Raw genomic sequence first — 10,507 nt, 5'->3', positions numbered from 1 at the left:
AAAAACCAGGTCGCCCGTGGTCGCCGGCGGGGGCGGAGGCGGAGGGGGAGCGGGAGGCGTGCCGCCGCCCGGCGAGGAAATGCTGGTGTCGGAACAGGCCGCCAGGATTGTGACCGCGGCGCCGGCCAGCAGCAGCCGGCGCATGTTAGAACCCGTATTCATGTGTTGCCCCCTTCAAATGAGCTCGGCGTGTAATTCTCTGAAGGGGGAGGCCACGGCGCACGGCAGCGGCATACGGAAGGAATCCCCCCTCGATGCGGGGGCGTTCTTCGCACTCCATGCTGACACTAATTTAAAAGATATATGTCGGGTCTGTGACAGACTCGGCGGGGGCTTACCGCCAGACAGGCGGCGCGCCGGGCGCGCCTGCGAGCCAGATCAAGAAGATAGCGGCGCAAAGAAACGGTCCGAACGGCATGGGCCGGCCGGCCTCCCGCCGCGTTAAAATTTTTAAGACAAGCGCCCAGATCAGGCCCGCGGCGCTGGCGGCAAGGAGGATGGACGGCAGCGCGAGCAGGCCGGTCCAGGCTCCGCCCGCGGCCAGCAGCTTGGCGTCGCCCATGCCTATCCCCTCCTGCCCGCGCAGGGTGCGGAACGCGGCGGCCAGCCCCCATATCAGCAGATACCCCGCCGCCGCCCCAGCGGCGTGCCAGAACAGCGCCGCGGGGACGGTGAAGGCCATAAAGAGAAGGCCGCCCACGATGAGCGGCAGGCTGAGATAGTCCGGCACGCGCATCTCGCGCGCATCAATCACCGCGATCGCGGTCAGCGTCACGCCGAGGAGAAGGGTTGCGGCCAGAGCCATCATGGCTGGCGTCTTAGCCGCAACACGCCCCCCTACGCCAGCGCGCTTCCCGCCCCCGCGTGAACGCCTATGCCATAGCGGCTGACGGCCGAGCGCAGGATGGAGTCCAGGAAATCGGCATAGGAATGTCCCGCCAGCTCGGCCATCAGGTTCATCTTGCCGTCCCAGCACCAGCCCGGGTTGGGGTTGGCCTCCAGTAGGCGCACCTGGCCATCCGCCGTGGCCCGGAAATCGAACCGCGCATAGTCGCGGCAGCCCAGCCGCTCGAACATGCGCGCGGCGTATTCCGCCATGTCCCGGCGCAGCGCCTCCGGCGCGTCGCTGGCGCGGTAATTGATCTCCGTCCAGTAGGGCGAGTCCGGATCCCACTTGGATTCATAGCCGAGGATTTTCGGCAGCGACGGGTCCAGCTTTGAGTAATCGACCTCCAGCAGGGTCATCGGCTCCAGCCCCGTTTTCGGGTTGCCGATCAGGCCCACCGTATATTCCGCGCCGGTCAGATATTCCTGCACCAGGATCGGCTGGTCGCCGAGGTCGCGCCAGAGCTTCTCCAGATAGTCCACCAACTCCATCTTGTTGTTGACCACGGCCTGGCTGGTGATGCCGAAGCTGGAGTCTCCATAGTTGGGCTTGAGGATCGCCGGGAAGGATGTCGGCAGGGTCGCGGAACGGTCATGCGGCCGCACATAGGTCTCGGACGGCGTCGGCACGTCCAGCGCCGCCGCGGCGGCGCGCACCAGCGACTTGTCGTAGCAGATGCCAAGGCAGACCGGACCGGCCCCGGTATAGGGGATATCCAGCGTCTCCAGTAAAGCCGGGACGTGCAGCTCCATGAAGGCGTCATTATTGAAGCCCTCGTCACAGAGATTCAGCGCGAGGTCCGGCGGGGCGGCGCGCAAATCCTTTTCCAGCGTGGCGTGATTATCCAGATAGCGGAATCTGTAGCCGTCCAGCGTTTCCAGAGAGTCTTTCAGTTTCTGGATGGTGGCGAAGTCTTCCTCATTGAACTGGCCGCCGCGTTTCACCTTATCGGGCAGGCGCGGATCGCCCATGATCACCGCCACGTCCAACGGCTTGGCGCGGCCAGAGACGCCGGCGCGCGCCGTCTTCTTCGGCGCGCGGGCGGTGACGATGGCGCGGTGGCCCATCATGCCTAGATCCTGACCGCGTTCGGACAGCGCCTCGAACCCGCCCATCTGGCGCACTTCGCGGAAGCCCGCCTCTTCCAGCAGCGTCTGCAACTCGGCCGGGGAATAGAGACGCTCGGCATAGAACTGGTCGGCGATCACGCCGCGTTCGTCATGCACAATCACTTCTCGGGAGATCAGGCGGCGGCCGTCCTCGGACAGGCTGCGCTCGCGGCAGACGAAATGGTTCTGGTCGATCCACTCCCATGAGCGCGGCTCGAAATGCGCGCGCATCCAGTCGCCGTCCACCAGATCCAGAACCAGCGTTCCGGAGGCCTTCAGCGCCCGCGCCGCGCCGGTGAGAAGACGCGCATCGTCGGACTGGCTGGCGAAATAGCCGAAGGAATTGCCAAGGATCAGCACGTAATCCTGACTGGATTCGCCAATGCGCACCGCGCGCGCATCACCCTCTCGGAACGTGATGTCCGCGCCGGCGCTCTTGGCGCGTTTGCGCGCCAACCGGATCAGATAGCGCGACCGGTCCACGCCGGTCAGGCCGTCATGACCCCGCCGGGCGAATTCCAGAAGATGCCGCCCCTGCCCGCAGCACAGGTCGAGGATATGGTCGCCCGGCTCCATGCCGGCCGCCGCGATCAGGCGGTCGACCTCAAGGCGCGCATTCTCTTCATCCTCGACCACGTCGCCGTCCGTCTTGAGATAAAGAGAGTCGAAAATATCGCGCCACCATTCGGCCGGCAGATGCGATTCCAGGTCGGAGACAGGACCAATCGACGCGCGCCGGCGGCGCGCGGTGCGGGAGGGATTCGGTTTTTCAGAAGTCATGAGTGCGGGAAATTCCGGCGACCGGCGGCTGACAGTCAGCCCTTGGAAAAGCGGTCGCTCAATGGCCGCTGATATACACCGGAATCGAATCCTCCGCGACTAAAAAATGCGTGAGCGATTTCAACAGAACCGCTTGAATATATTCACTTAAATCAAGTTTTACCGCGATGGAGCGTCAAGGCTTTCACCAAACAGCGCCCCGGCCGTTTCATAGGTGTCGAAGAACGGTTTCAGATGCGTCTCGAAGGCGCGCCAGGATTCGGATTTGTCGGCGCGGATCGGCTGTCGGACCTGCGCCACGCTGAACGTGGCCACCGCGCTTTCCTGCTCATGGAAATTCTTCACCGCCGGATCGCGGGACAGGCCGCAATAATCCAGAATGCGGTCGATCTGTCCGTCCGGGTCTTCGGTCAGTTCTTCATAATCGACCACCAGAATCCGGTCCGGGAACAGGGTCTGCCAGTGCGCGAGAAACGCCTCATAGGCCCGCATTTGCAGGGCGATGTCCTCCAGCCGCCAGGTCCACCACAGGCCGCGGGAGAAGAAATGCGTGAAATTGGAAAGCGCGGTCGGCCCCGGCTTGCGCCGCATCCAGATAAATTTCGCATCCGGCAGCGCGGCCAGCGCCACGCCCAGAATCGTCGGATTGCCGAGATTCTTGTCGACGAAGCGGCCGGTATTGCCGAACCGCTCGCTCGACAGCGCCATGAAGGCCCGCCCGGCGCGCGCCCATGGCCCGCCCGGCTGATTGGCGGAGGCGGCCAGATAGGCGTCTATCCGCTCCGGACTATAGGGCCAGATCGGCAGCGCGGCGGTGTGCAGGTGAGAGGCCTCGGCCCCTTCCGTCACATCCGGGTGCGCGGTCAGGATCTGCTGCATCAGCGTGGTGCCCGTGCGCGGCATCCCGGTCACGAAGATCGGCCGGTCGGTGCGATGTCCCTCCCCCTTGCCCAGAAGGCGGTCGGCGTTCAGCGCGTTGCGCATGGCGCGGAATTTCTGAAAGTGCTTTTCCGCGTCGGGCGGGGCCGCGGGTCCGCAATATTCCGCGCCTTTCATGTACCAGGCAAAGGCGTCGTCAATTTCGCCCCGGCGGCGATGCGTGTCGGCAACCGCGAAATGCAGCGTGCCCAGCGCATGCAGCCGCGCCTGCGGATCGTCGTCTTCCACTTCGCCTACGCCGGCTTTCATGCGCGCCAGCGTCTGGTCGTCGGTGGGCAGGAAACCATGCCGGGAAAGACCATACCACGCGCCGCCGAGGCCGGGCTTCAGGTCTGTCGCGCGCCGGTATTCCCGCTCCGAGGCTTCAAACTCGCCCAGCGCCCCCAGAATCCAGCCATAGGTATTGTGAATGACCGGATTGTCCGGCGCCTGTTCGCTCAGTTGGGCGGCAAGATGCTTTGCGGTCTCGAAGCGTCCGCACTCGGCGGCCAGAGAGGCGGTCTTGTTGCCCGCATCCAGACTGCGCGGCTGCGCGGCCAGTTGCCGGCGGCGGGCGTCGAACGCCCCGAAGAAATCGTGACACTCCAGCGCAATGTCAGAAACCGCGCCCCAGGCCTCGCCCAGCGGCGGATTGGCCGCCAGAAGCCCCCGGCAAGCCTGAAACGCCTCCTCCGGCCGCCCCTGCGCAAACGCTTGCCGCGCCGCGTTGATCTGATTGTCGAACTGGTTGTCCGTCATGTCCCGCCCCTCAACTGGACGCGCACCATCCTAGAGCGCCGTCATGAAGACAAGAGGGCCAGCATTGAACAGCACCCCGAAAACCAGAAAGCCCCGAAATCTCGGGAGATTCCGGGGCTTTCCAATTTGGTTGCGGGGGCCAGTTACGACCTGAAACCTACATTCAAAATTTGTTTCGCTGCGTGAGAGCAACCAACCTGCCAGAACTCGGAAAATCGTCACAAGGTTGTCGCCCGAGTCAGCTCCTCTGAATTCGGATATTGCGGAGGGCGAGACCTTGGGATCAAGAGCAAAGCTTATAAAGCCGCTTGGAACTACCCCTGCTCACACAATTCATCCAAGTCTCTCCGACCATCGATCACCGGCCAGCTTGCACGATTTTGCGCGCTGGCTGGCCGAAAGCGCTGCAAAGTTTGATCATGAGCAGATCATGAAGTCGAAATATCGTTGAACGAATACGATTACGACTTGAGTGTAGGCTCGAAAGGCTCAATTTGATCATCCGCAAGCGATCCAGCTGGCAAGCTGAGAAACCGCTCAATAATTTCAGAAGATATAGCAAGTTTTGATTTTAAATCAGATTTGGTCATGCGACCTGAATCCAACACAAGCTCGGCCACACGATTTAAAAGCAACGGGCGCTCCGCCTCAATACCATCTGGACCGTCTCCGGGTTCCTTTTTTCTCCATTTTTTATAAGATATCTGTTTATATAGATTGGTTATTTGATGCTCATCAAATATTCCTAAATCCTTGCATCTATAAACCATTGCTTGGATAGCAACTTTCCAACGATATTTTAAATCTACGAAGCCCTCTACGCGAGGGGAGTACACCTCATTAGGGAATGTTTTTCTCGGCAGTAAGAACGCACCGGCAAACCTATTCGCTTCTTTTTCAATTTCTGCAAGGCGCTTTTTATCTTCGATGTCCTCTGCGCCAATCCAACGATGAAGCACCAAGTGGCCCAATTCATGGGCAGCATCAAACCTAGCGCGGACGGCACTTTCCTTATCGGAAGCTAAAAATACGAAAGGACGGGCACCGCTCCAAAAGGAGAAAGCTTCAACCTGCTCGCCAGGCATCTGAAACTTGGTGACCAAAATTCCCTGTTTTTCCAGCAAGCGGATTACATTCGAGATTGGCCCGAATCCTAACCCAAAGTGCTCACGAACAGATTCGGCTATCGATTCGATTTCTTCATCTTCATACCGCATTGCCTCGCTATCACTGGGCTCAAATGAGGGTAAATCGACCTCCGGAAAATTTACCTGAGGGTCAAACACACGGGCGGTTTGCGCATACCAAGAGGCAAATACCGCGCAAGCATCGTTTCTACGCTTCGTGTCTGCTCCGACTTTCCGAAAAAAGTTCACACTTTGCGGACCGAAGGTATCAGCCGGCTCGGACAAGAAATAGCGAACGGGTTGACCCAGAGCTTTCGCAAGATCGCTTAAGGTTCCTGGTTCGGGGTTTCGGTCTCCCTGCTCATAATAGGAAATGTTTTGACGCTGGATCCCCACTTCCCGGGCTAACTCTGCCTGGTTTAGTTTCGCAGCTAGCCTAGCCTCTTTGAGACGTCCAGGAATCAAACGCCGCCCGGAAGTGTCTTCTCGGGCGGCGGTAGGGAACTGAAGAATCTTGCTATTCGCCATTATCCCTCCGCCACTTTTCAATATCTTCTTTTAAAAGCTGGACCGCATCAAAATCCGTATCGGTATCCTCCGGGGGAGGCCCGGCAGATTCAATAGCGTGTGGTAACTGAAAAAGGTTTTTGGTTCGATAACTATAATCATACGCGTCGTGCGGATGTGGAATGCCAAGATGGGCAAACCATGGGTCGACGTGTCGATGCGCTAGAAGAATGTGAGGTTCTCCACGAACTGCCAACTCCTCATCGGGTGGATCAAAAAGCCAAGGCTCATTGTTTAATCGAGCATTATTTCGAAAACTCACCTGCCGCGGCTGTCGTGCAGGATTTCTTACCAAACTGATCGTCACAACCGAGTGGCTCGGCCGCAACGCCAAATACTTCCCTGTAGGTTTGTCGAAAGACCGCCACTCATAATCAAAAGGCAAGGCTCCAGTTTGACAGGCCGTCTCGAACGCCTTGTCCACAGACCAGGAAACTAGGCGCCCAAAATTAGCTTTTGCGCTTGCAACCTGAAGAAAAGGTTCTTGTTCGGCGACCAATTTCGCGGCGGAATATGCCGTTCGAAGCGTCGTCGGTATTACCGGACGAAGCGCGTTCGGAAACTGATCATCAAGAAAATCCTTCGGCGGTGCGTTGTGCATTACACATCTCTTCTCGTTGCATCGGCGCGACTGCAACTTGATACGAATTGAATGCCTTTTTGTCAACCGCGTCGCCCACCGCCCGGAAATCGTCATCTCGCGCGACTAAGCGCGCAACTACACCGACGACATAAATTATTGATTTTATTGGCAATCAAGAATCGGCCAGAATAGAAAAAGCCCCTGAAACCGTAATGATTTCAGGGGCTTATACTGGTTGCGGGGGCAGGATTTGAACCTGCGACCTTCAGGTTATGAGCCTGACGAGCTACCGGGCTGCTCCACCCCGCGTCAGAAGAGGCGCTTATGTAACGGCCCGCCCCCGGTTTGTGAAGGGGCGGTGACGGTTCGAAAGCAGGTTATAGCATGTTTTCCGCATAATCGGTTGCGTCGCCTGAAATGTCGGGCCTAAAAATATAATGTTCCCTATATGTTCTTTTCGGGTTACGCTGCGCGCATGCAATCCCGACTCTTCTCCCATCCCGCCGCGTCGCTTCTCAGAGTGGTCCATTCGCGGCTGCCTGACGCTTCCGCCGGTTTCACGAAGAATCCTGCGCGGCTGTCTCCGCCTGACCAGCTGGTGCGGGCCATGCTGGGCGCGCGGACGCAGGACGCGGTCTCCTTACAGGCCTTCTGGCGATTGAAGCGCCGCTATGCGGACTGGTCGCAACTGGCCGCAGCCGACTATCGGGAGGTGCTGGAGCGCATCGCCGGCGTCACCTTTGCCGAAGACAAGGCCGCCAATCTGCAGGCGGCGATGGCCCGTCTTGATTTGTCGCGCGGCGGCAGGGCGCTGGACTTCCTGGCCGAATGGCCCGTGGACAGCGCCCTCGCCTGGCTGGAATCCCTGCCCGGCGTCGGGCGCAAGACCAGCGCGGCGGTTCTGAATTTCAGCACGCTTCAAAGACCGGCCATGGTGATCGACTCCCATCACCAGCGCGTCGCAAAGCGGCTGGGTCTGGCGCGCTGGCGGGCCAGCGTCGAAGATACCTATAACGTGCTGATGGCCTCCGCGCCCGGGGACTGGGCCGCGGCGGATTTCGAGCGGCATCACCATAATATCAAGGCGCACGGCCAGAAGCTGTGTCATCATCTGGCGCCGGACTGCCGCGGCTGTCCGCTGGCCGATATCTGCCCGTCCGCCGCCTGACGCCTTTATCGGACCGGCCGCGCGGAAGCGGGGCGTCAGGGCGATCCCCTCGCCCACAGGCGATAACAGGCGCGGCGTTCCCTTTTCCGCCTGATCTGGTATCCCTTTGAGGAAAAGAAAAAGCCTTTTTTCGATGGGTTAGAGGGAACGCCAATGGCAAGCCATGCAAAGACGGGCGCAACGCCCGGCATTGATCTGTCCAAAGCGGATCTGGTCTGGAACCGGAACGAAGCGCAACTTTACGAACAAGCTGTTCTGACGGGCGAGGGAAAGATCGCCAAGGACGGGCCGCTGGTCGTCACCACGGGCAAACATACGGGCCGTTCGGCCAACGACAAATTCGTGGTTCGCGACGAGTCCACCGAAAACACGGTCTGGTGGGACGCCAACGCTTCCATGACGCCGGACCAGTTCAAAACGCTACGCGCCGATTTCGAGGCGCACCTGGCCGGCAAGTCGCTCTATGCCCAGCAACTGCATGGCGGGGCGGACCTCGATTACCGCCTGCCCGTCTCGATCGTCACCGAATATGCGTGGCATTCCCTGTTCATCCGTCACTTGCTGCGGCGGCCGGACCGGGACGAGCTGGAAAATTTCCAAGCCGAGTTCAGCATCGTGAATGCGCCCAGTTTCCGGGCCGATCCCGCGCGCCATGGCACCAATTCCGAAACCGTGATCGCGGTGAATTTTGCCGAACGCCTGGTGCTGATCGGCGGCACCTCCTATGCCGGCGAGACCAAGAAATCGGTTTTCTCGATCCTCAACTACCTGCTGCCGCAAAAAGCCGTCATGCCGATGCATTGCTCGGTCAATACGGGCGGCGCGGACGACGCGGCGATCTTCTTCGGCCTGTCCGGCACGGGCAAGACCACGCTTTCGGCCGACGCCACGCGCACGCTGGTCGGCGATGACGAGCATGGCTGGTCCGAAAACGGCCTCTTCAATTTCGAGGGCGGCTGCTACGCCAAGATGATCCGCCTTTCGGAAGAGGCGGAGCCGGAAATCTACGCCACCACCCGCCAATGGGGCACGGTGCTGGAAAACGTCGTGATGGACGAGGAAACGCGGCAGCTGGACCTCGATGACGGCTCGCTGGCCGAGAACAGCCGCGGCGCCTACCCCATCACCGCCATCCCGAACGCAGATCCGGACGGCCGCTGCGGCCATCCGCGCAATATCATCATGCTGACCTGCGATGCTTTCGGCGTCATGCCGCCGATCGCCAAGCTGACGCCAGAACAGGCCATGTATCACTTCCTCTCCGGCTACACCGCCAAGGTGGCCGGCACGGAAAAGGGCGTGACCGAGCCGCAGGCCACCTTCTCCACCTGTTTCGGCGCGCCTTTCATGCCGCGTCATCCCTCCGAATATGGCGACCTGCTGCGCAATCTGATCGGCAAGCACGGCGTGGATTGCTGGCTGGTGAACACGGGCTGGACGGGCGGCGCCTATGGCGAAGGCTCCCGCATGCCGATCGGCGATACGCGCGCCTTGCTGCGCGGGGCGCTCGACGGCTCTCTGAAGGCGGGCGAGTTCCGCGAGGATTCCTTCTTCGGCTTCCAGGTCCCGCTGAGTGTTGAGGGCGTCGACAATGCGCTGCTGGACCCGCGCGGCACATGGGGCGACCCGATGGCCTATGACCGCCAGGCGACCAAGCTGGCCGACATGTTCATCAAGAACTTCGCCAAGTTCGAGAAACATGTCGGGCAGGACGTGCGCGACGCAGCGCCCGATCCCGATAGTCCAAGCCCGGTTTCCGGCCAGAGCGCCAGAAGTGACCTGCACGCCGCCAAATAGCTATCCGCCGGCGCCGGCGCCCTCTTGAACCGGGGTCCGGCGGCGGCCGGCTTACATCTTTCCGTCGCAAAAGATTCGCGGATCGGTTGGAAAACTGAGTCCGAAGAGTCGCACGACTCACCTAGCCATCCCTTTCGATGCGAGGGCGGTTCCTGACCGCCTCAATCGGGGGATGGCATCATGCGCGAGGCTTTGCTTCTGCTTGCCGCGCTTGTTCTGAGCGGCTGCGCCAGCCACTCCGGCGCACCGGACTCACCGTTTCAAATTCTCACCCGGGATCATCTGCCAGACCAGGCGGCCTCGCCCGCCGATCAGGGCGTGCTGCGGGTGATGACGTATAATGTCGCCGGGTTACCGGCGCCGGTTCGCTCCGGCCGGAAGGCGGCGCTGGCGGAGATTGGCGATCGCCTGGCCGGCCTGCGTGAAGCGGGGGAAGCGCCGCAGATCGTTTTTCTGCAGGAAGCCTTCATGGATGAGGCGACACAAACCCTGATCCGGCGCGCCGGCTATGCTTTCGCCGTGCGCGGTCCGGACAAGTCGCACGCCCCGGCCCCGCGCCTTGGCGCGTTGGGCGCGCCGCGCCGCGCCCGCGGGGAAGGCCTCGGCAAACTGACCGGCAGCGGCCTCTATATTCTCTCCGACTATCCAATCCTGGATGTCCGGGCCATGACGTTCGGCGATTGTGCGGGGCTGGACTGCCTGGCCAACAAGGGCGTGCTCATGGCGCGCATCCAGACGCCCTTCGCGCCCGAACCGGTCGAGGTTTTCACGACCCATCTCAATGCAAGGAAGGCCTCCAAAGCGCCCATAAAG

At 60.8% G+C, this 10,507-nt stretch carries 8 protein-coding genes and 1 tRNA gene (1 of these 9 running past the window's edge); 3 read left to right on the top strand and 6 right to left on the bottom strand.

Annotated elements, in window-relative coordinates; all coding sequences use genetic code 11:
* Window positions 1-334 precede the first annotated feature (334 nt).
* From H2040_RS11700 to H2040_RS11675, 6 genes are all read right to left on the bottom strand, one after another.
* Window positions 335-808, bottom strand: coding sequence for a prepilin peptidase (locus H2040_RS11700; protein ID WP_287157554.1), 474 nt, complete (start codon window positions 806-808; stop codon window positions 335-337).
* Window positions 809-837: 29 nt separating this feature from the next.
* The gene (locus H2040_RS11695; RefSeq protein ID WP_287157553.1) at window positions 838-2,775 is read right to left on the bottom strand and encodes a methyltransferase domain-containing protein; all 1,938 of its coding nucleotides are present in this window, start codon (window positions 2,773-2,775) and stop codon (window positions 838-840) included.
* Between the two features lie 159 nt (window positions 2,776-2,934).
* The gene (locus tag H2040_RS11690) at window positions 2,935-4,452 is read right to left on the bottom strand and encodes a tetratricopeptide repeat-containing sulfotransferase family protein (protein ID WP_287157552.1); all 1,518 of its coding nucleotides are present in this window, start codon (window positions 4,450-4,452) and stop codon (window positions 2,935-2,937) included.
* Between the two features lie 461 nt (window positions 4,453-4,913).
* Window positions 4,914-6,107, bottom strand: a complete 1,194-nt coding sequence (locus tag H2040_RS11685; protein ID WP_287157551.1) for a helix-turn-helix domain-containing protein — start codon at window positions 6,105-6,107, stop codon at window positions 4,914-4,916.
* Window positions 6,097-6,747 carry a hypothetical protein gene (locus H2040_RS11680; RefSeq protein WP_287157550.1) on the bottom strand — a complete coding sequence of 217 codons (651 nt, stop codon included), beginning with the start codon at window positions 6,745-6,747 and terminating at the stop codon, window positions 6,097-6,099. Before H2040_RS11680 ends, H2040_RS11685 begins: the two co-directional genes overlap by 11 nt.
* Window positions 6,748-6,961: 214 nt before the next feature.
* A tRNA-Met gene (locus H2040_RS11675) sits at window positions 6,962-7,038 on the bottom strand.
* A 166-nt stretch (window positions 7,039-7,204) separates the two neighbouring features.
* Between H2040_RS11675 and H2040_RS11670 the strand changes: the two genes are divergently transcribed.
* From H2040_RS11670 to H2040_RS11660, 3 genes are all read left to right on the top strand, one after another.
* On the top strand, window positions 7,205-7,897 hold the full coding sequence (locus H2040_RS11670; protein ID WP_287157549.1) for an endonuclease III domain-containing protein: 693 nt from the start codon (window positions 7,205-7,207) through the stop codon (window positions 7,895-7,897).
* A 153-nt stretch (window positions 7,898-8,050) separates the two neighbouring features.
* Window positions 8,051-9,694, top strand: coding sequence for a phosphoenolpyruvate carboxykinase (locus H2040_RS11665; protein WP_287157548.1), 1,644 nt, complete (start codon window positions 8,051-8,053; stop codon window positions 9,692-9,694).
* A 180-nt stretch (window positions 9,695-9,874) separates the two neighbouring features.
* Window positions 9,875-10,507: the 5' portion of an endonuclease/exonuclease/phosphatase family protein gene (locus H2040_RS11660; RefSeq protein ID WP_287157546.1), read on the top strand. The gene runs 573 nt beyond the window's last position; only the first 633 of its 1,206 coding nucleotides appear in the window; the start codon lies at window positions 9,875-9,877; the stop codon falls past the right edge of the window.

The organism is Euryhalocaulis sp. (assembly GCF_013911995.1).
GTDB lineage: Bacteria > Pseudomonadota > Alphaproteobacteria > Caulobacterales > Maricaulaceae > Euryhalocaulis > Euryhalocaulis caribicus.
Note: the sequence above shows the minus strand (reverse complement) of the source record. Positions and strands in the feature narration are given on the sequence as shown.

Coding starts and splice junctions, on each gene's coding strand:
- H2040_RS11700 (WP_287157554.1), bottom strand. CDS start 808: ATGATGGCTCTGGCCGCAACCCTTCTCCTCGGCGTGACGCTGACCGCG.
- H2040_RS11695 (WP_287157553.1), bottom strand. CDS start 2,775: ATGACTTCTGAAAAACCGAATCCCTCCCGCACCGCGCGCCGCCGGCGC.
- H2040_RS11690 (WP_287157552.1), bottom strand. CDS start 4,452: ATGACGGACAACCAGTTCGACAATCAGATCAACGCGGCGCGGCAAGCG.
- H2040_RS11685 (WP_287157551.1), bottom strand. CDS start 6,107: ATGGCGAATAGCAAGATTCTTCAGTTCCCTACCGCCGCCCGAGAAGAC.
- H2040_RS11680 (WP_287157550.1), bottom strand. CDS start 6,747: ATGCACAACGCACCGCCGAAGGATTTTCTTGATGATCAGTTTCCGAAC.
- H2040_RS11670 (WP_287157549.1), top strand. CDS start 7,205: ATGCAATCCCGACTCTTCTCCCATCCCGCCGCGTCGCTTCTCAGAGTG.
- H2040_RS11665 (WP_287157548.1), top strand. CDS start 8,051: ATGGCAAGCCATGCAAAGACGGGCGCAACGCCCGGCATTGATCTGTCC.